The sequence below is a fragment of the Rhizobium aouanii genome (assembly GCF_037002925.1).
GTDB lineage: Bacteria > Pseudomonadota > Alphaproteobacteria > Rhizobiales > Rhizobiaceae > Rhizobium > Rhizobium aouanii.
The window spans coordinates 349,916-372,218 of record NZ_JBAMYD010000001.1 but is presented as its reverse complement, the minus strand read 5'-3'; the positions used below and the strand labels follow the sequence as shown (position 1 = coordinate 372,218).

Here is a 22,303-nt window from a genome sequence, read left to right as displayed (position 1 = left end):
GAACGGAGATGGCGCGGCATGTCCCTTCTCCCCGCAAGCGGGGAGAAGGTGGCGGCAGCCGGATGAGGGGCCGCCGTCAAAACGGTGCCGGTCGTAGAGGACACCGCTAATGGACAAGTCCACCTTCGAAGACCGCAAAGTCATCATATCGGGCCCGATGCACGGCTCGCTGCGGCATGATTCAGCGCATAAACATGTCACCGGAACCGCCGATTATATCGACGATATTCCCGAGCCCGCAGGTCTGCTGCATGGCGCCCTCGGCCTCTCCGAGCGGGCGCATGCCGAAATCCTCAGCATCGACCTTTCCGCAGTCGCCGCGCATCCCGGCGTCGTCTGGGTTTTCACCGGCAAGGACGTGCCCGGCGTCAACGACGTCAGCTCCAACGGCAGCCATGACGAGCCGCTTCTCGCCGAAACTCTAGTTCAGTTCCACGGCCAACCGATCTTTGCCGTCATCGCCGAGACGCGTGATGCCGCCCGCCGCGCCGCGCAGCTGGCAAAGATCGACTATCGCGACCTGCCGCACTGGAGCGATATCGACGGCGCGCTCGCTAATGGCAGCCCGCTCGTCATCACCCCGATGACGCTGCATCGCGGCGAGCCGGACACGGAAATGACGAATGCTGCCATGCGTCTGAAAGGTCAGATGCGCATCGGCGGACAGGAGCATTTCTACCTGGAAGGCCATATCGCCGTGGCGATCCCCGGCGAGGACGACGAGGTCACCGTCTGGTCCTCGACGCAGCATCCAAGCGAGATCCAGCACATCGTCGGTCACGTGCTCGATATTCCTTCCAACGCCGTGACCGTCAACGTGCGCCGCATGGGCGGCGGCTTCGGTGGCAAGGAAACGCAGGGCAATCAGTTCGCCGCACTTGCGGCGATCGCCGCCAAGAAGCTCGGCCGCGCAATCAAATTCCGTCCGGACCGCGACGAGGATATGAGCGCCACCGGCAAGCGCCATGATTTCCTCGTCGATTATGAGCTCGGCTTCGACGCCGAAGGCCGTATCCACGCGGTAGACGCAACTTACGCGGCGCGCTGCGGCTTCTCCTCCGACCTCTCAGGGCCGGTGACCGATCGTGCCCTCTTCCATGCCGATTCCAGCTATTTCTATCCGCATGTGCATCTGACCTCTAAGCCGCTAAAGACACACACCGTCTCCAACACCGCCTTTCGCGGCTTCGGCGGACCGCAAGGCATGCTCGGCGCCGAACGCTTCATCGAGGAGATCGCTTATGCCGTCGGCAAGGACCCGCTTGATGTCCGCAAACTGAATTTCTACGGCCAGCCGGGCTCCGGGCGTACGCTCACCCCCTACCATCAGGAGGTCGAGGACAACATCATCACCCGCATCGTCGAGGAACTGGAGGAAACGGCCGAATACCGGGCGCGGCGCAACGCCATCATCGCCTTCAACCGCGACAGCCGCTACATAAGAAAGGGCATCGCGCTGACGCCGGTGAAATTCGGCATCTCTTTCACCATGACCGCCTTCAACCAGGCAGGCGCCCTCGTCCACGTCTACCAGGACGGTTCGATCCACCTGAACCATGGCGGCACCGAAATGGGCCAGGGCCTCTATACCAAGGTGGCGCAGGTGCTGGCCGACAGCTTCCAGGTCGATATCGACCGCGTCAAGATCACCGCGACGACGACGGCCAAGGTGCCGAACACCTCGGCCACCGCCGCCTCCTCCGGCTCGGACTTGAACGGCATGGCCGCCTATGACGCCGCCCGTCAGATCAAGGAACGGCTGGTCGCCTTTGCCGCCGAGAAATGGGAGGTTGGGCCCGCTGACGTCGTCTTCCTGCCGAACCGCGTGCGCGTCGGCGAGATCGAGATCTCCTTCCCCGATTTCATCAAGCAGGCCTATTTCGCCCGCGTCCAGCTTTCCGCCGCCGGCTTCTATAAGACGCCGAAGATCCACTGGGACCGTAAGGCCGGCCGCGGCACGCCCTTCTATTATTTCGCCTACGGCGCCTCCTGCACCGAGGTTTCGATCGACACGCTGACCGGCGAATATCTGATCGATCGCACCGACATCCTCCACGATGTCGGCCGCTCGCTCAACCCGGCGATCGACATGGGCCAGGTCGAAGGCGCCTTCGTGCAGGGACTGGGCTGGCTGACGACGGAAGAGCTCTGGTGGGACGACGAGGGCCGACTGCGCACCCATGCTCCCTCGACCTATAAGATTCCGCTCGCCTCCGACCGCCCGAAGATCTTCAACGTCCGCCTTGCCGAATGGTCCGAGAACACTGAGGCCACCATCGGCCGCTCCAAGGCCGTCGGCGAGCCACCCTTGATGCTGGCGATCTCGGTGCTGGAAGCCTTGTCGATGGCGGTAGCAAGTGTGGCCAACTACAAGGTCTGCCCGAGGCTCGACGCCCCGGCGACGCCGGAACGGGTGCTGATGGCGGTCGAGCGGATGAAGCGGGTGTAGCAGATGGAAACGCGTCCGGCTGGTTTGTTGGCCCTGACGGTTGATCGGGACGGGCAGAAAGCTTGGAGTGAGCGATACCCCCCTCTGTCCTGCCGGACATCTCCCCCACAAGGGGGAAGATCAGCAAGACGGAATGCTTTGCGCTTCGCTATCCTGCCGCTACATCACCAAAGTCCGACTCTACGCTACGACTTCTCTGTTCCGGGAAGCCGCCGCCTCATACCGATCTCCCCCCTTGTGGGGGAGATGTCCGGCAGGACAGAGGGGGGTGACACACCCGCGAACCCGTCGGCCATCCACCCATGACCGACCTCAACTCCTTCCTTGCCACCCACCCAGACTGTATCCTCGTCGACATCACCAGCACGCAGGGCTCGACCCCACGCGAAGCCGGCACCTTCATGCTGGTATCGCAAACCGCATTGTGGGGAACGATCGGCGGCGGGCAGTTCGAGTTCATGGCGATCGCGAATGCGCGGGACATGTTGGCGGGAACCGGCGGGGTGGCGGAGATGGATATCCCGCTCGGGCCTGATATCGGCCAGTGCTGCGGTGGGCGCACGCAATTACGGTTTCGCCGGGTGACGCAGGCGGTTGCCGAAGAAATCGAGGCCAGGCTAACCAGTGAGATCGAGCGCCTGCCGGAGGTCTATCTCTTCGGTGCCGGCCATGTCGGACGGGCGCTGGCAACGGCCCTTGCGCCGCTGCCGCTGTCTGTGACGGTCGTCGAGACGCGGCAGGAGGAACTCGCCAACCTGCCTCCCGAGACGAAGACGCGGCTCGTGCCGATGCCCGAAGCACTGGTGAAGGATATTCCGGCCGGCGGCGCGATCGTCATCCTGACGCACGACCACGCGCTGGATTTCCTTATTGCCCGCGAAGCGCTGGAAAGGACCGACCTCGCTTATACCGGCATGATCGGCTCGGCGACCAAGCGCGCCACCTTCGCCAACTGGCTTTCCCGCGAAGGCGGCGGAGAGCGTGGTTGGCTCGAGCGGCTGACGCTGCCGATCGGCGGCGCCGTGGTCAGGGACAAGCGCCCTGAGGTGATCGCCGCCATGACCGCCGCCGAGATCCTGACGGCGCTCGCTGCCTACCGCATGCGCTCGTCCTCGTAATAGGGATCGCGCCCATCGAGGAAACCGAGATCGCGCTTGACGCGATCGGGCATCGTGTCGAGATCGAGGCTGGGCATGCACCAACTCCGCGCCAGCCGGCCGCCGATGCGCCGGAAAATTCCGATTGTCTGCTGCGTCGGGCTCTGTTCGATAGCATAGCAATCCATGACATCACCTCGATGGTTTGATGGTATGAGTTGCAGTTTGCCGGCAAAAATGCTGCAATTCCAATCGAACGACCGTCTGCCTGCATAAAGAGAACTTATCCATGAAGCTGTCGAAACAATTCCCGCTGAATGCGTTGCGCGTCTTCGAGGCCGCTGCCCGGCTCGGAAGTTTCACCAAGGCGGGCGACGAACTCGGTATGACGCAGACGGCCGTCAGCTACCAGATCAAGCTGCTGGAGGAGAATGTCGGCGAGCCGCTCTTCCTGCGCCGTCCCCGCCAGATCGCACTGACAGACACCGGCGAGCGGCTGGCCCCGAAGGTGACCGAAGCTTTCGCCATGCTGCACGACGCGATGGCGACGGCGCGCGACAGCGTCGAAGGTACGCTCGCCATCAGTTCGACCCATACCTTCGCCTCGAAGTGGCTGGCGCCGCGCCTTGGCTCCTTCCACTTGAAACATCCGGCGATCGCGGTGCGCTTTCAGGCGAGCTCTGACATCATCGACTTCGCCCGCGAGCAGATCGATGTCGGCATCCGCTGGGGCGACGGCAACTGGCCGGGGCTGGCGCTGCACCGGCTGATGGGCCTGGAGTTCACGCCGATGCTGAGCCCGAAGCTGGCGGAGGCGGCAGGTGGCATCAGGGAGCCGCGCGATCTCCTGAACTTCGATATCTTCGACGCCGGCGACATCTGGTGGAAACAATGGTTCGAGGCAGCCGGCGTCACAGACACGGATCTCGATCGGCGCCCGCGCAACCAGCTCGGCTCTCAGGCGGTGGAAGCCGATGCGGCGATCGCCGGGCATGGCGTCGCCATCCTTCATCCTGCCTTCTATGCGGCCGAGATCGCGCTTGGCCGGCTCTATCAACCCTTCGAACTGACCCGCAGCGACGGCAAGGCCTACTGGCTCGTCTACCCGGAAAACCGTCGCAACGTGCCCAAGATCAAGGCCTTCCGCAACTGGATCCTCGAAGAGATGAAGGCAGCCGGAAATTGATGCATGTCACCTAAAAAGTGCAGCCATTTTCGGACAACGACATGCCGGACCCGGTTCGTGAGCCGGGTCCGGCCCTCTGGCTCGGCTTCAAAATCCCATTTCCGGCGCATAGAAACAGCGCGGCGTATCCTCGTTCGGGAACAGACAGAGATGATAGTCGTTATCGCCGGATTGCATTGCCTTCGTCATTGGCAGCAGGAAGACATGAGCATGCGTGACCAGCCGGTGGTCACCCGGCATCAGCGTCACACGATATCCGCCTGGCGTCACCGCCACGCTTTTCGAAGGGATCATTTGGCAATCGCCATTATGACTGTTGCCGTTGCAACAATAGGGGTCATAACTCCACCCCGAGGGTGCGTCGTGAGCCATCGCCAACGACGCATACGCAATCATCACACACGTCAGAATGCTGCGCATGGGCATCTTCTCCGTCGATGAATGCGCCGCCGATGATCTAACGGTTCTTATTTTATTCCGGCGGCCTGCAAAATAACTGTAAGCGAGTCGTCATAGTTCAAGGTCTGCTGAATTAGCAGATCGAGCATAAAGCAGAGATAATGCACAGCCTTCTCGGCAGCTTTTAGGCACGGGACAGCAGATCGGCGATGCGGCCGCGATCGGCAGCTTCGGCAAAACCGCCGGAAATCATCAGCGGAGCGCCGAAGATCTCAACGAGCCCGTTGCCGAGGATGAGACCTTCGCCGTCCCGGCATGCGAGAATAGGGGTTACCGTCGTCTCGCTATAGCGAAGCAGCGCGGAGGGATAGCCGGGATCATCGTTCAGATGCGGAAAGAACTCGAAGGGTACCAGACCGAGAGCCGCGCTATCCCGCACCGCATCGGGGGAACTGGCGGAAAAGAGCGCGTCGACGGCGATTGTCGGCGTCATCAAAATCGCCCCGGCACTGGTTCCGACGACGATGCCGTCATCACGCGCCCATGCGCGTAGCTTCTCCAGCATTCCGCTTTGGCGCAGCCGTCTCAGAAAATCGCCGGTGTGGCCGCCGGTGAGATGAATGGCGCTACACGAAAACAGCCGGCCGATCTCTTCGTCACCGGAAAGCACGTCGAGATCGACGAAGAGATCGAGAGAAAGCCCGTAGCTGCGATAATACCGCCGTTTCTCGCTGAAAAACTCCCGCTGCGGCTCCGGACCGGAGGCGATATAGCCGATGCGGTTACCGCGCGCGAGGACGAGCGCGGCAAGCCGCCGGTCCATCGGCGCGTTTTCGGCGATGACCTGATCGCTGTAGAGTGCGGTGATCATTCCATTGCTCCTTTGGCCGCGTCAGCGATTGAGCGCGTGTCCTTCAATCTCCTCTTCCCTCCCCGTCAAAATTTCCGCAATGTCACGAGTCGGAGGAAGATAGGGGAACTCGATGTATGAATATGCCATAGCATGGGAATGGCTCGCCTTCGCGGCGCGTTGGTTCCATGTCATTACCGCGATCGCCTGGATCGGATCGTCCTTCTATTTCATCGCGCTCGATCTCGGACTGGTGAAACGCCCGCATCTGCCACCCGGCGCCTATGGCGAGGAATGGCAGGTCCATGGCGGCGGCTTCTATCATATCCAGAAATATCTGGTGGCGCCCGCCCAGATGCCGGAGCACCTGACCTGGTTCAAATATGAGAGCTATTTCACCTGGATATCAGGCTTCCTGATGCTGTGCATCGTCTATTACGGCGGCGCTGACCTTTTCCTGATCGACCGGCATGTGCTGGATATCAGCCCGCCCGTCGCGATCCTGATCTCGCTGGGGTCGCTTACGCTGGGCTGGGTCGTCTACGATCTGCTCTGCAAGTCGCCGCTTGGGCGGAACACCTGGGGACTGATGGCGGTGCTCTATGTCGTGCTCGTCTTCATGGCCTGGGGCTATACGCAGCTCTTCACCGGCCGGGCCGCATTCCTGCATCTCGGCGCCTTCACCGCGACGATCATGTCGGCCAACGTCTTCATGATCATCATTCCGAACCAGAAGATCGTCGTCGCCGACCTCATCGCCGGACGGGTTCCCGATCCTAAATATGGGCAGGTCGCCAAGCAGCGTTCGCTGCACAATAACTACCTGACGCTGCCCGTCATCTTCTTCATGCTGTCGAACCATTATCCGCTGTCTTTCGGTACGCAGTTCAACTGGGTGATCGCGGCTCTGGTCTTCCTGATGGGCGTCACCATCCGCCACTGGTTCAACACGACGCATGCCAGGAAAGGCCGGCCGACCTGGACCTGGATCGTCACTGTCATCCTTTTCATCCTGATCATGTGGCTTTCGACCGCGCCGAAGCTGCTGACCGGCGAAACGGATACGGCAGCGGTCGCGCCCGCCTTCCAGCAATTCGCCGGCGATCCGCATTTCCCCGCCGTCAAGCAACTGGTCTCGACGCGCTGTTCCATGTGCCACGCGGCCGAGCCGGTCTATGAGGGTATCGTGCGGCCACCCAATGGCGTGATGCTCGAAAACGACGCGGAAATCGCCGCCCATGCCCGCGAGATCTATATACAGGCGGGCCGCAGCCATGCCATGCCGCCCGGCAACATTACCGACATCACGCCGGACGAACGCAAGCTGCTGGTCGCCTGGTTCGAGAGCGCAGTCGAAGGCAAGAAACAATGACGACGACACTCCTGCGCGGCCGCCTGCTTTCCTTTCACCGCGCGCCGCTAAGCCTCGCCGACAGCCAAAGCTATCTTTACGAAGAGGATGGCGGCCTGTTGGTCGAAGATGGGCTGATCACGGCTATCGGCCCCTATGCCGACGTCCAGGCAAAAGCAGCCGCGGACACGGCGGAGATTGACCACCGCCCGCATCTGATCATGCCGGGCTTCATCGATATGCACCTGCATTTTCCGCAGATGCAGGTGATCGCCTCCTACGCCGCCAACCTGCTCGAATGGCTGAATACCTATACCTTTCCCGAGGAATGCCGTTTCGTCGAAAGCGCACATGCTGAAAGGATCGCCACGCATTTCTACGACGAGTTGATCCGCCACGGCACGACGACAGCGGTTGCCTATTGCTCCGTGCACAAGACCTCGGCCGACGCCTTCTTCGCCGAGGCGATGAGACGCAATATGCGCATGGTCGGCGGCAAGGTGATGATGGACCGCAATGCTCCGCAGGGCCTGCTCGACACGCCCGAGATGGGCTATGACGAGACCCGCCAGGTGATAGCGGACTGGCATGGCAAGGGCCGCAACCACGTTGCCATCACCCCGCGCTTCGCCATCACCTCGACACCGGCTCAGATGGAAGCGACATCAGTCCTTGCCCGCGAATTTCCCGATCTGCACATCCAGACGCATCTTTCGGAAAATCACGACGAAATCAGATTCACCTGCGAACTCTATCCCGACGCGATCGACTATACCGACATCTATGCCCGCTACGGCCTGCTCGGGCCGAAGAGCCTCTTCGGCCATTGCATACACCTGTCCGAGCGCGAGGCCGACGTCATGAGCGAGGCGGGTGCCGTCGCCGTCCACTGCCCGACCTCGAACCTCTTCCTCGGCTCCGGACTGTTTCCGTTGAAGGCGCTGGCGCGGCGGGAGAAGCCGGTCCGTATCGGCGTGGCGACCGATATCGGCGGCGGTTCCAGCTATTCGATGCTGCGGACGATGGACGAGGCCTACAAGATCCAGCAGTTGCTCGGCGAACGGCTGAACCCGCTGGAAAGCTATTACCTGATGACGCGCGGCAATGCCGAGGCCCTGTCGCTGGCGGACCGGATCGGCACGCTGGAAACCGGCACCGAGGCCGATCTCGTCGTTCTCGATGCAACGGCGACGCCCGCCATGGCGCTGAAGATGGAAGTGGTGAAGACGCTGCCCGAGGAACTCTTCCTGCTGCAGACGATGGGCGACGACCGGGCGATCGCCGAGACCTATGTGGCTGGCGTTGCGTTGAAGAAGGAGCTTCAATGACACGCCCTGTTACTCTCGAATTCGGACAGTGAAAGGCACCCGGCGCGGCCCCAATTTCCCGTAACGCTCCTGCCAAATTCATGTTATGGCCGACGACCGCATTCAGATGTGAAGGTTCAATTCATGGCCACTCCGCTCACCATCGCCGACCTGAAAAAGCTCGCACAGCGCCGTGTGCCGAAGATGTTTTTCGACTATGCAGATTCGGGCGCCTGGACGGAATCGACCTACGCGGCGAACGAGAGCGATTTCAGCCAGATCAAGCTGCGCCAGCGGGTGATGGTCGACATGACCAACCGCACGCTGGAAACGACGATGATCGGCCAGAAAGTGTCGATGCCGGTGGCGCTGGCGCCAACCGGCCTGACGGGTATGCAGCATGCCGACGGCGAGATGCTGGCGGCACGCGCTGCCGAGGAGTTCGGCGTTCCCTTCACGCTTTCGACGATGAGCATCTGCTCGATCGAGGACGTGGCGTCAGCGACGACACGCCCTTTCTGGTTCCAACTCTACGTGATGAGGGACAAGGATTTCGTCCTCAACCTCATCAATCGCGCCAAGGCGGCCGGATGCTCGGCGCTGGTGCTGACCGCTGATCTGCAGATCCTCGGCCAACGGCATAAGGACCTGCGCAACGGCCTGTCGGCGCCGCCGAAATTCACCCCGAAACATGTCTGGCAGATGGCGACCCGGCCCTTCTGGTGCCTGGATATGCTGCAGACCAAGCGCCGCAACTTCGGCAATATCGTTGGCCATGCGAAAAATGTCACCAGTATCGCCTCGCTCTCGGCATGGACGCACGAGCAGTTCGACCCCCGGCTGTCCTGGGCGGATGTCGCCTGGATCAAGGAACAATGGGGCGGCCCGCTGATCATTAAGGGCATACTCGATCCGGAGGATGCCAAGGCGGCCGCCGATACCGGCGCCGATGCGATCGTCGTCTCCAATCATGGCGGGCGTCAGCTTGACGGCGCCCCCTCCTCGATCAGCATGCTGCCGAAGATCGTCGACGCCGTCGGCGACCGTATCGAGGTCCATCTCGACGGCGGCATCCGCTCCGGCCAGGATGTGCTGAAGGCCGTGGCGCTCGGCGCCAAGGGCACCTATATCGGCCGCCCCTTCCTCTACGGCCTCGGCGCCATGGGCAAGGAAGGCGTATCGCTGGCGCTCGGCATCATCCGCAAGGAGATGGACATCACCATGGCGCTCTGCGGCAAGCGCGACATCAACGACGTGAATTCGTCGATCATCGACGGGCGGCAGTGACCTGCTTGAGAAGCCAGCTTAGAAGAGTCACGAGCCAGCCATCATGCAATCGACCGCATGCGATTCAGCATAGCGGCAGGCCGCCGCTTGCATCGAACAGAAGGATCGCGAAAATCACGAGACAGGCGGCGAGCGCAAAACGCTGCCGCCAGACGATACGGCGCGATCCGGCAATCCGCTTCTCCAGGCCAGTCGGCGTCTTCTCAGGCTTGCGAAGCTGCATCCTGGACAGCAGGTCGTCGACGGCGGCAAGACCGGCGGCCTCGGTCTCGTGGCTCGACGCGAGACGAAACAGCAGCGCATCGAAGAGAAGATGGACCGCCAGCGCAAGGACAATCACGCAGAAAACGAGTATCGAAAGCCAGCCGAGCGATGCAGCGAAGCCTCGATATTGCACGGCGATCGGGCCGGCAATCAGTGGCAGCAGCGCTGTCAGCCCGCAGAAGATCGAATTGCGGCCGAGATTTCGCGCTGCCGCCGAGGCCGCGGCATTCCACTGCGTCATTGCAAGCCCTCCGTCACGGCGTGGATACTATCTGCGGGCAAATGAACACGCCGCCCCGCCCGTTCGATCAGCCGCACTGCTTCGGCTGGATCTTCGCAACGTCGGCTGATGAGCAGCCAACGCACGATGACGCAGGCGCTCCGCTGGAAGCCCAACGCACAGCAGACGAGAACCGGTCCCTGCTGGCGCGCAATCTCGATGAGGTTTGCCGCGGCGAGCGCCTGGATCTTGTCGATGGCTGTAAGATCAAGGGTCGGAAAGCTGCACCAGCGCGCGAGCGTCCCGCTCGGGCGCTGAAGTTCGCCGGTCATGTCGATCACCGTGGCAAAACGGTTGGCCTCGTGGCGACGCGGAAAACGACCGAGATGGACGCCGTCGGCGATCGCCACAGAAGCCGGCATCCTCCGGGTCCAGAGCCGAATATTGATGAGAGCGCCGAGCCGGTAGGGTGCCAGCAGCCAGCGGCTGGTTAGCGTGGCCCGGCCATCGACGCGTTTCTGAAATATTTGCGGGCCGGCGCCGAAATATCCGAGCGCGACGATCGCCAGCGCAACAGCCGGCCAGAGCAACAGAAGCGCCGCTGCCGATAAGGGCGTGCATAGCGCTCCAAGGCCGAGAAATGCGATGGCACCGCACAGATAATAGAAACCGAGACGGCGCGACTTTGGATCGCCGCTCATCGTAAAATTCGCGAGAGGTGAACCGGCATCACGCGGAAAAAGCCAGATGGCAAACAGACCAAGTAGCATGCCGGTCGGTATGTCGATGATGTGATGCTGCCACGTGGTCACCACGGAGACACCGATCAGGAAGCACCAGAGGTGCCAGAGAAGCCGCACCTTCCGCGGCAACCGGCCGCGCAGATGATCCCATATCACCACCAGGAGTGCGATATGGAGCGACGGCGCTTGATTGAACGGCTTATCGAAGCCACCGAGGACGGCGAACATGAAGCCCGGCAGGCCGCTCGTTGCCGGCCGCACGAAGGTCGCTTCGAGCGGAAACGCAGTAAAGCAGGCTACAGCTACTATCTGGATCGTCAGATAACGCCTCGCCAGCCTGTCCACATCGCGCGGCGCCGTGTTGATGAACAGGCAGAGTGCATAGAACAGATTGATCGACCAATATGGAATGATGGTCCATCCGAGGAACGGAATGGCGCTTTCCCATGCGAAGGCGACGTTCGGCACATGAACGCGTTGCGATGCCAGCCAATTGGCCCCGCCATAGCTCAGATAGAAGAACGGCGCCAGGAAGGCGAGCCAGAGCGCTGCCCGCTTCGGGACCAGCGCTGTCTGAGAAAAAGTTGAACGTGCCTTCTCCACGCTTTGCCCTCAGACTCTCTCAGCCAGCGAGACGGTGAAAATGCCCCACTGGTCGATGCGCTGCTCGATCTTGCGGAAACCGGCTGCGGCGACCAGCTGGTCCATTTCCTCTTGCGTCCGCCGCCGCATCACCCACGCCTCGCCGCCGCGGTGCGAGGTCAGGGCGCGGGCGATCATCTCCAGTTGCGGATGCCATGGCTGGTTGGTGTAGACGAGCAGACCATGGGGCTGCATCGCACGGGCGATCCCATCGAGCGAAGCGGCGATCAGCGCATTGTCGGAAAACAGCTCGTAAAGGCCGGAGACGATCGCGAGATCCGGAGCCGGCGTGATTGCAGCCAGCCCCTCGCCGTCAAAGGCATCCTGCTGGCGGAAGCTCACGAAATCACTCAGTCCGCGCGTGGCAATGCTGTTGCGGCCGGCGTCGACGTTGATGGAGGAATAGTCCTGCAATCGCGCACTATCGGGACGCACGGCAGCCGTCTCGATCGCATCAAGGACATAACGGCCATGCCCGGCCGCTATGTCGAGCATATGAGTACTGCGGCCGGCTGCTTTCAGGCGCTGCAGCGCGCGGTCGATCAGCTCCTGCAGGTGCAGCTTGCGCTGCCTGATGCCGCGCCAGCCGATCGCCTCGAGAAACACCTTGTCGATCAAACGCCCACCGGGGCCGAGCCCGCGCGGCTTGTTCTCGTAGACGTAATCGAGCGTCGAGCCGGAATCAAAGCCGGTCTTGACCCCGGTCCTTATGCCTTCTGACACCAGAGCGCCGATCTTGATGTTGAGGCGGCTGAGCGCCCAGTAGATGCCGCGTGGGGATGTCGCATCAAGCGGGCTCGCGAGCCGGTCGGCCTCGTCCTTGGTATAGCCCTGGATATGGGCGGTGCGAAGGTCGGCAGGTGCCCAGGGCTCGGCGAAACACGCGTCGATAAAACGGCGGACCTCGGCCAGGGCAATCGCGCGGTCCTTTTCGCCGAGCGTGTCATGGTAGAAGCCGGCAAGCACATGCCGTTCCTTGATGCGGCTGCCGAGGTTTTCGTAAAACCGGTGCTGCGGCGCGTGTCGCACCACCCAGTCGCTGCCGGAGATCAGCAGCTGGGTTGGCACGGTGATGGCGCGGGCGTCGGCGACGACCCGGGCTGCCGCCTCATAGAGCTGCAACAGGATGTTGGAGGCAATCGGCCGGGTGATCAATGGGTCGGATTCGTACGAGGCGATGCGCTCGGGGTCATGCGTCAGAAACCTCGCCTTGACATAGGAGTTGACGAAGAATGTCCCCTTGAGCTTGTCCCAGAGCGCAATGCCTTCCTTGGCAAAAGGCACGTAGAGCTTGACGCTGAAGGCTGGGGAGGCCAGCACGAGCGCACGGATTGGCGGCGCATAGTCGTGCACCCAGGTGGTGGCCAGAACCGCGCCGACGCTTTGTGCAATGACGGCGATGTCTTCGACTGAAACACCGCTGGTTTCGCTGACATGGCGGACGAAGCAATCAAGATCATGCGTCGAGGCCGCAAAGGATGGCGAATAGCCGCGCTCTCCCGGCGAACGCCCGTGGCCGCGTGCGTCCCAGGCGTAGAAAGCAAAATCATCGAGGCCGAGCTCGGTTGCGAGATGGGCGACGCGGCCGCTATGCTCGTGGCCGCGATGGAGAAGAATGACTGCGCCCTTCGGGGAAGCACCGGTCGCGGGCCACATCCGGTAAAACAGTCGCGTGCCATCATGCGATGCGAATTCGGATTCACGCATTGGTCTGGCCGTCGAGAAGGGTTGCACACTATCGGCAGTTTGCAGCACGGTCTTCTCCAATTCTGATAGGTGGATAGGTTGCATCCATTGGCGGCACAGTGAGTTGCTTTCATTGCAAAAGTCTAGTTGCAAATGTAAGTCCTTTGCGTGAACCGATATGAAGTCCGGCCTTTCCCACAGGTACGACGATCTGTACTGCCCGAGCCGGGATAGACTGATCAAACGCCACGATATTCCACTGAGGTCGCATGTCTGTTTATCAATTGAAGTCCCGGTTTCAGAATATTCTTCGCCCTCTGGTGCGCTCCCTCGCGGCGCGAGGCGTCACCGCCAATCAGGTGACGACCGTTGCCGCCGCCGTGTCGGTTGCATTGGGCCTTTTTCTGAGCGTCGCCCTGCCGCATTGGTTCCTGCTGGTGCCTATATGGTTTCTCCTGCGCATGGGCCTCAACGCCATTGACGGCATGCTCGCGCGCGAACATGGGCAGAAGAGCATTTTAGGCGCGTATCTGAACGAGATCGGTGATGTTGTGTCGGATGTCGCCCTGTATTTGCCGTTTGCGCTCATCGATCCGAATGGTTTGATGCCGGCGATGGCCGTCATATTCCTCTCGGTGCTGGCGGAATTTACCGGCGTTCTGGGTCAAACGGTCGGGGCAAGCCGGCGTTACGACGGGCCGCTGGGCAAAAGCGACCGTGCCGTGCTCTTCGGCGCGCTCGGCATCTTTGTCGCGGTTGGTGGGACGTTTGCAGCATGGACATCGTGGCTTTGGGCGGTGGTGGCTCTACTTCTCATATGGACGATCATCAACCGCATCAGTGCCGGCATTCGCGAGGCACACACGGCCGCCCGATAGGAGCGACCGCCGATCCGCTACCGAGTTTTCCATCGGCAAATGTGATCCTAAAACTGTGTCGATTCTCTCCTTCTAACCGAACGTTAAGCTTAGGTTGTATTTTTAGCGCGACCTCTTGAAAGCACGAAAGCGGTACTTTATGTTTTACCTATGGTTACCACAGGCAAGACACCGCATCCATCACTGCTGCGCTACATGCTGGCGCCTGACGACTACGCCCGGCAGGCGCTGGACGACACCATTGCCGCCTATCTCAGGATGATCGAAATCCTGACCAGCCTCGTCGCCGACAAGGCGGGCGCCAATCTCGTCGTGCTGCATGACCTTGCCTATGAAACTGTCCGCGAGCAAACGGGCCTGCCGGCAAGGCTGGTCACGCTCGGCCTTCGCGATTTCGCCGCCAATCGCGGCGTGACCGCCGATCCGCCGCATCTGCCGCTCGACGACAAGCTCTTCGCCATCAAGGGCCCCTCGGACCTGACGATCGCCACGGTGCACGGACGCGTTGCCGTGCCCTTCGATGTCGCGGGTTATTCACGGGGATGGGAGAGTATTTTTCCAGCCTACCTCGTTGCGGGCCAGGACCGTTACGAGATTCACATCGGCGTCACGCCGAATTCCGCTCGGATGGAGGAAAACATGACGAACGAAGGCATTCTCTCACGCATGGGTCGCCTGATCGCGGGCATCGCGAATGCAGCGATCGACAAGGCGGAAGGCGTAAACAAGATCGCCGTCATCGAACAGGCGGTTCGCGAGATCGATGCGGCGGCTGATGAGGCCCGCACCGATCTCGGCAAGGCGCGTGCGGAGGAATACCGCATCCAGAGCCGCCGGGACGAAATCGTCGAAGACATGAACGCGCTCGACCAGAAGATCCGCCTCGCCGTCTCCTCCGGGCGGGATGACCTGGCAAAGGCCGGCGTCGCCCGTCAGATTGATCTCGAATCCCAGATCGCAGCGCTCGATAAGGCGCTGGCCGATGCCAGGGAACAAGTGGACGAAGGCCAGAAGGCCTTGCAGGCCGTGCTCGCCACGCGCCGCGAGGCGGACGCTCGCCTCGCCGATTTCAAGCGCAGTATCACCCGGCATCCCGAACAAGCAGCGACCGGTCACAACCAGCCCGCACCGGGTGCAGATGCTGCCCGCGCTGCCGCAGCCGTCTCGCGACTGACCGGAGTTCCCGCTGGCGAGCATGGCCACAGTTCCGAATTGGACGAACTCGACCGGCTGCACCGCGAACAGGCAATCGAAGCCCGGCTCGCACGCTTCAAGGCGGATAACCGATAACACGATGGCACTTCTTTTCTCCCCCGAATGTGCGCCCTTTGCCATCGCCGCAGCGATCCTTGTCGGCCTGACCGCGATCGAGATGCTCGCGATGGTCATGGGTTTTTCGATGACGGAATTTCTGGGAAAGCCGGAGGTTCATGGCCATGACGGCATCCTGGCTTACCTTTCCTGGCTCAATCTCGGCGGTGTTCCGCTGCTGATTCTCATGATGCTGACGCTCGGCTTCTTCGCGATGACGGGCTTTGCCTTGCAGGCCGTCGCCAACGCCTTCTGGGCGCCGCTGCCAAGCTTTATAGCCGTCATACTTGCCGCGCTCGCAACCATCCCCATGGTCAGGGCATCAAGCAGAACCGTGGCGCGTGCTGTACCGCACGACGAAACCTATGCGGTCGATCTCGACGCCTTGCTCGGCCGGACCGCCGAGGTCTCGATCGGCCCGCTCGATCAGGGGCTGCCGGGCCGCGTCCGCGTCAAGGATCAGCATGGAAACTGGCATGTGCTTCGAGCCCGAGCCGCCAAGGGCGAAGGTCCGCTCGCGATCGGCGCTTCGGTTCTTCTCGTCGATCACAAGGCAAATGTGTTTATCGCCATTCCCGCGCCGGTCGACCCCGCCGATGCGGACAATCAATCTTTGAGGGAGCAGCAATGATGTACGACGTTATTCTACCAGCCGGCATTGGGATTGTTCTGATCTTCGGCATCGGTTTTGTCCTCGCCTCTCTTTACACGCGCTCCAGCCGCGATGAGGCCTATGTGCGCACCGGTCTCGGCGGTCAGAAGGTCGTGCTCGACGGCGGTTCGGTCGTCCTGCCGATCTTCCATTCGACTGCCCGGGTGAACCTGAAGACATTGCGGCTCGAGGTTCGCCGCGGCGAAGGCGATGCACTGATCACCAAGGACCGCATGCGCGTCGACATCGGCGCCGAATTCTATGTGCGCGTGAAACCCGATGCCTCCTCGATTGCGCTTGCAGCTCAGACACTCGGCAACCGCACCAACGACGCCGAGGCTCTCCGCATCCTGATCGAGGCGAAATTCGTCGACGGCCTTCGTTCGGTGGCGGCGACGATGAACCTCGATGCTTTGCAGGAACAGCGCATGGACTTCGTCAAGGCCGTGCAGGAAGCTGTTGGCGCCGATCTCCAGTCGAACGGTCTCGAGCTCGAATCCGTGTCGCTGACACGCCTCGACCAGACCGATATCAAGCATTTCAACGCCAACAACTTCTTCGACGCGCAGGGTCTTGCGGCACTGACCCGCATTACCGAGGGACGCAAGAAGGAGCGAAACGAGATCGTTCGCGACACCGAAGTCGCCATTGCCCAGAAGGATCTCGAGGCCCGCCAGCAATCGCTGACCATCGAGCGGACCAAGCGGGAAGCCGAACTCAGCCAGGAACGGGACATCGCCAACAAATCCGCGGCGACACGCGCCGAAACCGCGCAGCAGGAGCAGGCCGCAAAACGCGCCGAAGAAGAAGCCCGCATCGCTTCCGAACAGGCGATCGCCGAACGCGAGGCCTCTGCCAAGCAGGCTCGCGAAAGCGCCAACATCGACGCCGCCCGCGCCGTCCAGCAACGCGAAACAGAAGCCAAGCGTGACCTCCAGATCGTGGCACAGGAAAGCGCCATCGCCGTTGCCAACAAGAGCCGTGAAGAATCCGAAGCGAAGGCGGCTGCGGAAACGGCCCGCGCGCTGGCGATAGCAGCAGAAGAAAAGGTCGGCACCGCCAAGGCAATCGAGATTGCCGAACGAGAAAAGCAGATTGCCGTCATCGACGCACGCAAGAAAGCCGAGACGGAAGCGACTGCCGTCACCGTCGGCGCCGAAGCCGAAAAACAGGCGGCAAGCGACCAGGCCGAGGCCATCAAGACGCTCGCCATCGCCGAGGCGGATGCGGCGATCATCAAGGCCAAGGGCATTCTCGAAACCGGCAAGGCCGCGGCCGAGAGCGAGGCGTTGCTCAACGACGCGCGCAACAAGCTGAGCCCTGCTATCATCGAGTTCGAGATCACCCGCGAACGGATCCGCATCATTCCGCAGGCCCTCGCCGAAGCGGTCAAGCCGATCGAGAAGATCTCCGATATCAGGATATTCGACACCGGCGGCATGCTTGGCCGTGGAAACGGAGCGGGCGGCGGAAACGGCATCGGGCTCGGTGAAGGACTGGCCGGCCAGCTCCTCTCCTACCAGGCGAACAAACCGATCCTCGACAAATTGTTGAAGGAAGCCGGCTTCGAAGGCGACGATGCCATCTCATCTCTCCTTGGAAATCTCGATGGTGCAAAACCGGCAAGACCGGCGACGCCCGCCGCAGCCCCGGCAAAGCCGGCAATACCGGCCGCAGCCCCGACACAAACGATCATCCCTCCGGCGCCGAAGCCAGCACCGAAGAAGGACTGATCGCCGCGCAAGCGGGTTTGGATTATCTCACCCAACCCGCTGCCAGCGCGCCTGCCCAGTCGGCACGGCCTCTTTCGGCGGCCAGTGCCGACATCGCCATATGGTCATAGGCGACGGTTCGGGCCTGCCATGTCCATCCGCCCGTCCCCTTTTCCAGAATGGCATAACTTGCCAGCGGATGGCCGGTCTCGACCTTGTGATAATAAGGCAACTCGTCGTCATAGGCCGGGCAGCCGACGCTGCCTGGATTGACGATCAGGCGGCCATCGGAGAGGCGCACAGCGCGGGGGATGTGGCTGTGGCCACAGAGGATCAGCGGCAGGTCGATGCCTTCGGCCAGCGCCGCGATCGCCTCGATCGGCTTCAGGAAGGCGAAGCCTTCCGCCGAGACCGATTCCAGCCAGTAGAGATTGTCGTCCTTCGGCGTTGCGTGACAGAGATAGACCTCGCCGCGATAAACGGTATCGAACGGCAGGCCGCGCAGCCAGTCGAGGTGGGATGGCATCAATTGCCGGTAGGCGGCCGCATCCGAAGCATGCATGGAGGCCGGATCCTGCTCGATCAGATAGCGGTCGTGATTGCCGCGGACCGACGTCAGGCTAAGCGGCATCAGCAAGTCTGCCGTGCTGCCGGCCTCGAGCGGGCCGCTGAAGAAATCACCGAGATTGACGATCTCATCGATCTCCTGCGCACGAATATCCGCAAGCACCGCCTCGAGCGCCAGATGGTTGCCATGGATATCGGCAATTGCCGCAAACCGCATTTTTAGCTGCCTCGGTAGGTAGAATAGCCATAGGGCGAAATCAGCAGCGGCACGTGGTAATGCGCCGTGACGTCGGCAATGCCGAAGCGGATCGGCACGAGATCGAGGAAGGCGGGATGCGGCAACGGCGTGCCGCTGGCCCTCAGATAATCGCCGGCGTGGAAGACCAGTTCATAGGTGCCGGCCCGAAAATTTTCACCAATGAGGATGGGGCCGCCATCCACCCGGCCGTCGGCATTGGTCTCGACCGTCTTCAGATGTCTGCGAATCTCGCCGTCAAGCTGGAAAAGATCGATCCTCAAGCCCTCGGCCGGCTTGCCGAGAGCGGTGTCGAGAACATGCGTGGTCAGTCCGGTCATGGGGCTGGTTCTTTGATGATATAAGGGGTTTCGAAGAAGTATTCTTCCAGATTATTGCCCGGCCCATCGCGATCGACGACCAGGAAATCCGAGGCCTGGCCGAGCGCCATCAGCGGATGATGCCAGACGTTGCGGCGATAGTTCACGCCCTGGTCGCCGCGCGCCAGAAACACCTGCGGCCTGCCCGGGCGGCCGTTCTCATCCTCGGAGACGACGACCAGAAAAGGACGGCCCGAGACCGGCGAAAAACTCTGGCTGCCGAAAGGATGGCGCTCCATCATGGTGACTTCATAGGGGAAGCTGCGCGGCTGGCCACGAAAGAGGTTGATGATGACGCGCGCACCCTCGCCCGTCGCCTCGGTGGCGGCGAGCGCATGGAAACGCTCCGTCGTGCCGCCATTGATGAGCCGCATCGAGGCCGGGTCGGCTTCGATCACCTCGCCGAAGGGAGCAAAGGCGGATCTCGTAAGTCGACGGATGTCGAGATGTGGGGGCAATCGTTCACTCACCTTCGGCATGCCAGTGACGGATGGCATCGATCGCCGAAAGAAGCTCCGGCAGCGTGCGATACGTCGCCTCCCAGATGTCGGAAGGATCGAGATCGAAGACACCGTCGAGGATACGGTTGCCCGTGCCGCAGATTTTCGTCCACGGCAGATCGGGATGCTCGCTCGCAAATTCCGGATGAGTCACCAGCAAGCGGGATGCCGCGGCACCGATGGTGAAGTGGCAAAAGGTGACCGCCTTGAAAGTGAGCTTGTCCCCGGCGAATGCCGCCCCATCCATTCCGCCGACGAAAGACAGCGCTTCGGATGCCGCCTCATACATCTCATTGAGATAGTCGATCGCGCGCCGCTCCTTCATTCAGCCTCCGGCAGCATTGACGTCAGGCGCAGCAGCGCGATTCGCTCGACTTGCGCCGTCGCGGTCGCAAATTCTTCGTCCCTGCCATTGCCGATCCGTATTTCGAAGGCCGACAGGATATCGTCCTTGCCGAGCCCCTTGACGGCGATGATGAAGGGAAAGCCGAATTTTTCGACATAGGCCGAATTGAGTTCGGTGAAGCGGGCATGTTCGGCCGGGCTCAGACGGTCCAGACCGGCGCCGGACTGCTCCTTCCGGCTGTCTTCGGTGAGTTCACCTGCTATCGCGAGGCGCCCGGCAAGGTCGGGATGGGCGCTGAGCACGCCGAAGCGCTCCTCCGGGCTTGCCGCCCGGAAGACGGCGGTTAGCGACGCATGCACGCCGGCCGCCGTCAGCGGCTCTCTCAAGTGGCCGCCGTCATAGGCGCGCTCGGCGATGAAAGGCGAATGTTCAAAGACGCCGCCGAAGCGGGAGACGAAATCCTCGCGCGACATCATCAGAGCGCTTCCGGCTGATGATGCTTGTGCCAGTGCTCGGCGATCTCGATGCGGCGAGGAATCCAGACCTTGTCGTGCTTCAGCACATATTCGATAAAGCGCTTCAGCGCCGCCGCCCGGCCGGGACGTCCGACGAGGCGGCAATGCAATCCGACCGACATCATCTTCGGGCTGCCCGCCTTGCCTTCCTCATAAAGCGTGTCGAAGGCGTCCTTCAGATAGGTGAAGAACTGATCGCCGGCATTGAAGCCCTGCGGCGTCGCAAAACGCATGTCGTTGGTTTCGAGCGTATAAGGAATGATCAGGAAGGGTTTCCCGTCGACGCCCTTCACCCAATAAGGCAGGTCGTCGGCATAGGAATCGGAGGAATAGAGGAAACCGCCCTCCTCCTGCACCAGCCGAAGCGTATTGTCGGAAGGCTTGCCCTGGTACATGCCGTAAGGCCGCTCGCCGGTGAGTTCGGTGTGCAGGCGCACGGCTTCGAGGATATGCTTGCGCTCCAGATCTTCAGGAAAATCCTTGTATTCCAGCCAGCGGTAACCGTGGGTGGCGATCTCCCAGCCGGCCTCCTTCATCGCGGCGACGGCCTCGGGGTTGCGGGCCATCGCCAGCGTCACGCCGTAGACGGTTGCCTGCACCTTGAGATCGGTGAACATCCGCCAGAGCCGCCAGAAGCCTGCACGCGAACCATACTCATAGATCGATTCCATGTTGAGGTTGCGCTGCCCCGGCCAGGCGGCCGCACCGACGATCTCCGACAGCAGGTTTTCCGAAGCCGGATCTCCGTCGAGGATCGAGCTTTCGCCGCCCTCCTCGTAGTTGATGACGAACTGCACGGCGACGCGTGCCTCGTCCGGCCATTTCGGATCGGGCGTCAGACGCCCATAACCGACGAGATTGCGCGGATAAGTCTCGGATACCATCAAATCACCTTCTGAAAAGACGGGGAACGGTAGCATCCGCAGCTGGAATGTCGAGACGGAAACTGCTCCGCCGGATTTTGCCTTACGGCACAAGCCTTTAGCCCATCGGCAGACTCAAGCGATTTTGCGCGCGCTGACCTTGCCCATCGGATGCAGCGAATGAACGCGGAAAGGACCGCCAGTGCCCTCCTCGATCATCAGAGCCACGTTCGAAACCGTGACAGGTTCGCGGAGGACAGGCTCGAAGATCGTCCGCAACGCCGGCTCGATGCGCGGCATGTCGATCGCGTTGACGGGGCCTGTCACCGGCATATGAAAGCGGAACTCCTCCATCACATAGGGATTGCCCCAGCGATGCAGATTGGAAAATTGCGTCGCCGACAGCCCATCCGGATCGCTGCGTTCGATCTCGGCCTCGCTGAGCGGTGCGCGGAAACGATCGAATTCCTGCACGATCGCCGAGGCGAGATACTGGATCTGCTCGCAGGGCGTGCTTGGCAGCAGGCTGTAGAAATTGCCGAGCCGAGCGACTTCGATACGCGGAATCTGGAAGGGAACGAAGGTCCCGGAAAAACGCATGAGATCGCGCAGGAGTTGCGATTCGGGCATGTCGCGCGACAAGTGGAACGGCGCCTTCAAAACGCCGTGAAATCCGTAGCGCCGCGGCACGGCGGTATGGAAGGCGATCTCGTGAATGCCGAGGCCACGAACTGCCGGAGGCTCCATCATATCGCCCGAAAACACGTTTCGGCCAAGCCAATTGGCGGCCACGAGCGACAACGGGTCGCTCGCCGGAGGCGTGAAGCAAATGGCATAGCGCATGCAATTTCCTCCATCAAGGA

The 22,303-nt window shown here is 61.7% G+C and carries 23 protein-coding genes; 10 read left to right on the top strand and 13 right to left on the bottom strand.

Annotated elements, in window-relative coordinates; genetic code table 11:
- Positions 1–109: 109 nt before the first annotated feature.
- Positions 110–2,449 (top strand): xanthine dehydrogenase molybdopterin binding subunit, encoded by a 2,340-nt coding sequence (gene xdhB / locus V8P77_RS01790; protein ID WP_335910372.1) that lies wholly within the window; start codon positions 110–112, stop codon positions 2,447–2,449.
- 302 nt (positions 2,450–2,751) lie between these two features.
- A complete protein-coding gene (xdhC, locus tag V8P77_RS01785) occupies positions 2,752–3,567 on the top strand; it encodes a xanthine dehydrogenase accessory protein XdhC (RefSeq protein WP_335910371.1) in 816 nt (271 codons plus the stop codon).
- On the opposite strand, the gene V8P77_RS01780 is transcribed toward xdhC, so the two are convergent.
- On the bottom strand, positions 3,543–3,734 hold the full coding sequence (locus V8P77_RS01780; protein ID WP_335910370.1) for a hypothetical protein: 192 nt from the start codon (positions 3,732–3,734) through the stop codon (positions 3,543–3,545). The two genes, xdhC and V8P77_RS01780, sit on opposite strands and share 25 nt — an antisense overlap.
- A gap of 101 nt (positions 3,735–3,835) precedes the next feature.
- On the opposite strand from V8P77_RS01780, the gene V8P77_RS01775 reads away from it, so the two are divergent.
- Positions 3,836–4,732 (top strand): LysR substrate-binding domain-containing protein, encoded by an 897-nt coding sequence (locus tag V8P77_RS01775; RefSeq protein WP_020051190.1) that lies wholly within the window; start codon positions 3,836–3,838, stop codon positions 4,730–4,732.
- Positions 4,733–4,819: 87 nt separating this feature from the next.
- Here V8P77_RS01775 and V8P77_RS01770 read toward each other — a convergent pair whose 3' ends face one another.
- Both V8P77_RS01770 and V8P77_RS01765 read right to left on the bottom strand, forming a co-directional pair.
- Positions 4,820–5,152 (bottom strand): hypothetical protein, encoded by a 333-nt coding sequence (locus tag V8P77_RS01770; RefSeq protein WP_003541942.1) that lies wholly within the window; start codon positions 5,150–5,152, stop codon positions 4,820–4,822.
- Positions 5,153–5,315: 163 nt separating this feature from the next.
- Positions 5,316–6,002, bottom strand: coding sequence for a Type 1 glutamine amidotransferase-like domain-containing protein (locus V8P77_RS01765; RefSeq protein WP_335910369.1), 687 nt, complete (start codon positions 6,000–6,002; stop codon positions 5,316–5,318).
- A gap of 112 nt (positions 6,003–6,114) precedes the next feature.
- Here V8P77_RS01765 and V8P77_RS01760 point away from each other — a divergent pair, with 112 nt between their 5' ends.
- The 3 genes from V8P77_RS01760 to V8P77_RS01750 all read left to right on the top strand — a co-directional run bounded on the left by V8P77_RS01760 (position 6,115) and on the right by V8P77_RS01750 (position 9,926).
- Positions 6,115–7,353: a urate hydroxylase PuuD gene (locus V8P77_RS01760; RefSeq protein ID WP_335910368.1), complete on the top strand. Its 1,239-nt coding sequence runs from the start codon at positions 6,115–6,117 to the stop codon at positions 7,351–7,353.
- Complete coding sequence (guaD, locus tag V8P77_RS01755) at positions 7,350–8,660, top strand: guanine deaminase (protein ID WP_335910367.1); 1,311 nt, start codon at positions 7,350–7,352, stop codon at positions 8,658–8,660. The genes V8P77_RS01760 and guaD overlap by 4 nt, the downstream gene beginning before the upstream one ends.
- A 123-nt stretch (positions 8,661–8,783) precedes the next feature.
- Entirely contained in the window at positions 8,784–9,926 is a 1,143-nt protein-coding gene (locus V8P77_RS01750) for an alpha-hydroxy acid oxidase (RefSeq protein WP_335910366.1), read from the top strand.
- A 64-nt stretch (positions 9,927–9,990) separates the two neighbouring features.
- Here the strand turns inward: V8P77_RS01750 and V8P77_RS01745 are convergent, their stop codons facing one another.
- The 3 genes from V8P77_RS01745 to V8P77_RS01735 are packed head-to-tail and all read right to left on the bottom strand — an operon-like array spanning position 9,991 to position 13,550.
- Positions 9,991–10,431 (bottom strand): hypothetical protein, encoded by a 441-nt coding sequence (locus V8P77_RS01745; RefSeq protein ID WP_335910365.1) that lies wholly within the window; start codon positions 10,429–10,431, stop codon positions 9,991–9,993.
- Complete coding sequence (locus V8P77_RS01740) at positions 10,428–11,756, bottom strand: phosphatase PAP2/dual specificity phosphatase family protein (protein ID WP_335910364.1); 1,329 nt, start codon at positions 11,754–11,756, stop codon at positions 10,428–10,430. The genes V8P77_RS01745 and V8P77_RS01740 overlap by 4 nt, the downstream gene beginning before the upstream one ends.
- Before the next feature lie 9 nt (positions 11,757–11,765).
- Positions 11,766–13,550, bottom strand: coding sequence for a bifunctional alpha/beta hydrolase/class I SAM-dependent methyltransferase (locus V8P77_RS01735; RefSeq protein WP_335910363.1), 1,785 nt, complete (start codon positions 13,548–13,550; stop codon positions 11,766–11,768).
- A gap of 200 nt (positions 13,551–13,750) precedes the next feature.
- Here V8P77_RS01735 and V8P77_RS01730 point away from each other — a divergent pair, with 200 nt between their 5' ends.
- The 4 genes from V8P77_RS01730 to V8P77_RS01715 all read left to right on the top strand — a co-directional run bounded on the left by V8P77_RS01730 (position 13,751) and on the right by V8P77_RS01715 (position 18,055).
- Positions 13,751–14,359: a CDP-alcohol phosphatidyltransferase family protein gene (locus V8P77_RS01730; protein ID WP_335910362.1), complete on the top strand. Its 609-nt coding sequence runs from the start codon at positions 13,751–13,753 to the stop codon at positions 14,357–14,359.
- Between the two features lie 150 nt (positions 14,360–14,509).
- A complete protein-coding gene (locus V8P77_RS01725; RefSeq protein WP_335910361.1) occupies positions 14,510–15,649 on the top strand; it encodes a PspA/IM30 family protein in 1,140 nt (379 codons plus the stop codon).
- A 4-nt stretch (positions 15,650–15,653) separates the two neighbouring features.
- Complete coding sequence (locus tag V8P77_RS01720) at positions 15,654–16,301, top strand: OB-fold-containig protein (protein WP_335910360.1); 648 nt, start codon at positions 15,654–15,656, stop codon at positions 16,299–16,301.
- A complete protein-coding gene (locus tag V8P77_RS01715) occupies positions 16,298–18,055 on the top strand; it encodes a flotillin family protein (RefSeq protein WP_335910359.1) in 1,758 nt (585 codons plus the stop codon). Before V8P77_RS01720 ends, V8P77_RS01715 begins: the two co-directional genes overlap by 4 nt.
- Positions 18,056–18,077: 22 nt before the next feature.
- On the opposite strand, the gene V8P77_RS01710 is transcribed toward V8P77_RS01715, so the two are convergent.
- From V8P77_RS01710 to V8P77_RS01680, 7 genes are all read right to left on the bottom strand, one after another.
- Entirely contained in the window at positions 18,078–18,818 is a 741-nt protein-coding gene (locus V8P77_RS01710) for a metallophosphoesterase family protein (protein ID WP_335910358.1), read from the bottom strand.
- 2 nt (positions 18,819–18,820) lie between these two features.
- Positions 18,821–19,177, bottom strand: a complete 357-nt coding sequence (gene uraH / locus V8P77_RS01705) for a hydroxyisourate hydrolase (protein ID WP_003541961.1) — start codon at positions 19,175–19,177, stop codon at positions 18,821–18,823.
- Entirely contained in the window at positions 19,174–19,695 is a 522-nt protein-coding gene (locus V8P77_RS01700; RefSeq protein WP_335910710.1) for an ureidoglycolate lyase, read from the bottom strand. The genes uraH and V8P77_RS01700 overlap by 4 nt, the downstream gene beginning before the upstream one ends.
- The gene (locus V8P77_RS01695) at positions 19,679–20,041 is read right to left on the bottom strand and encodes a HepT-like ribonuclease domain-containing protein (RefSeq protein ID WP_025395556.1); all 363 of its coding nucleotides are present in this window, start codon (positions 20,039–20,041) and stop codon (positions 19,679–19,681) included. The genes V8P77_RS01700 and V8P77_RS01695 overlap by 17 nt, the downstream gene beginning before the upstream one ends.
- Positions 20,038–20,538 carry a 2-oxo-4-hydroxy-4-carboxy-5-ureidoimidazoline decarboxylase gene (gene uraD, locus V8P77_RS01690; RefSeq protein WP_025395557.1) on the bottom strand — a complete coding sequence of 167 codons (501 nt, stop codon included), beginning with the start codon at positions 20,536–20,538 and terminating at the stop codon, positions 20,038–20,040. The genes V8P77_RS01695 and uraD overlap by 4 nt, the downstream gene beginning before the upstream one ends.
- Complete coding sequence (gene puuE, locus V8P77_RS01685; protein ID WP_335910357.1) at positions 20,538–21,461, bottom strand: allantoinase PuuE; 924 nt, start codon at positions 21,459–21,461, stop codon at positions 20,538–20,540. Before puuE ends, uraD begins: the two co-directional genes overlap by 1 nt.
- A 114-nt stretch (positions 21,462–21,575) precedes the next feature.
- The gene (locus V8P77_RS01680; protein ID WP_335910356.1) at positions 21,576–22,283 is read right to left on the bottom strand and encodes a DUF1045 domain-containing protein; all 708 of its coding nucleotides are present in this window, start codon (positions 22,281–22,283) and stop codon (positions 21,576–21,578) included.
- Positions 22,284–22,303: the final 20 nt, after the last annotated feature.

Coding starts and splice junctions, on each gene's coding strand:
- V8P77_RS01775 (WP_020051190.1), top strand. CDS start 3,836: ATGAAGCTGTCGAAACAATTCCCGCTGAATGCGTTGCGCGTCTTCGAG.
- V8P77_RS01770 (WP_003541942.1), bottom strand. CDS start 5,152: ATGCGCAGCATTCTGACGTGTGTGATGATTGCGTATGCGTCGTTGGCG.
- uraD (WP_025395557.1), bottom strand. CDS start 20,538: ATGATGTCGCGCGAGGATTTCGTCTCCCGCTTCGGCGGCGTCTTTGAA.
- xdhB (WP_335910372.1), top strand. CDS start 110: ATGGACAAGTCCACCTTCGAAGACCGCAAAGTCATCATATCGGGCCCG.
- V8P77_RS01745 (WP_335910365.1), bottom strand. CDS start 10,431: ATGACGCAGTGGAATGCCGCGGCCTCGGCGGCAGCGCGAAATCTCGGC.
- uraH (WP_003541961.1), bottom strand. CDS start 19,177: ATGACCGGACTGACCACGCATGTTCTCGACACCGCTCTCGGCAAGCCG.
- V8P77_RS01750 (WP_335910366.1), top strand. CDS start 8,784: ATGGCCACTCCGCTCACCATCGCCGACCTGAAAAAGCTCGCACAGCGC.
- V8P77_RS01730 (WP_335910362.1), top strand. CDS start 13,751: ATGTCTGTTTATCAATTGAAGTCCCGGTTTCAGAATATTCTTCGCCCT.
- V8P77_RS01780 (WP_335910370.1), bottom strand. CDS start 3,734: ATGGATTGCTATGCTATCGAACAGAGCCCGACGCAGCAGACAATCGGA.
- V8P77_RS01765 (WP_335910369.1), bottom strand. CDS start 6,002: ATGATCACCGCACTCTACAGCGATCAGGTCATCGCCGAAAACGCGCCG.
- V8P77_RS01710 (WP_335910358.1), bottom strand. CDS start 18,818: ATGCGGTTTGCGGCAATTGCCGATATCCATGGCAACCATCTGGCGCTC.
- V8P77_RS01725 (WP_335910361.1), top strand. CDS start 14,510: ATGGTTACCACAGGCAAGACACCGCATCCATCACTGCTGCGCTACATG.
- xdhC (WP_335910371.1), top strand. CDS start 2,752: ATGACCGACCTCAACTCCTTCCTTGCCACCCACCCAGACTGTATCCTC.
- V8P77_RS01700 (WP_335910710.1), bottom strand. CDS start 19,695: ATGCCGAAGGTGAGTGAACGATTGCCCCCACATCTCGACATCCGTCGA.
- guaD (WP_335910367.1), top strand. CDS start 7,350: ATGACGACGACACTCCTGCGCGGCCGCCTGCTTTCCTTTCACCGCGCG.
- V8P77_RS01720 (WP_335910360.1), top strand. CDS start 15,654: ATGGCACTTCTTTTCTCCCCCGAATGTGCGCCCTTTGCCATCGCCGCA.
- V8P77_RS01760 (WP_335910368.1), top strand. CDS start 6,115: ATGTATGAATATGCCATAGCATGGGAATGGCTCGCCTTCGCGGCGCGT.
- puuE (WP_335910357.1), bottom strand. CDS start 21,461: ATGGTATCCGAGACTTATCCGCGCAATCTCGTCGGTTATGGGCGTCTG.
- V8P77_RS01695 (WP_025395556.1), bottom strand. CDS start 20,041: ATGAAGGAGCGGCGCGCGATCGACTATCTCAATGAGATGTATGAGGCG.
- V8P77_RS01715 (WP_335910359.1), top strand. CDS start 16,298: ATGATGTACGACGTTATTCTACCAGCCGGCATTGGGATTGTTCTGATC.
- V8P77_RS01680 (WP_335910356.1), bottom strand. CDS start 22,283: ATGCGCTATGCCATTTGCTTCACGCCTCCGGCGAGCGACCCGTTGTCG.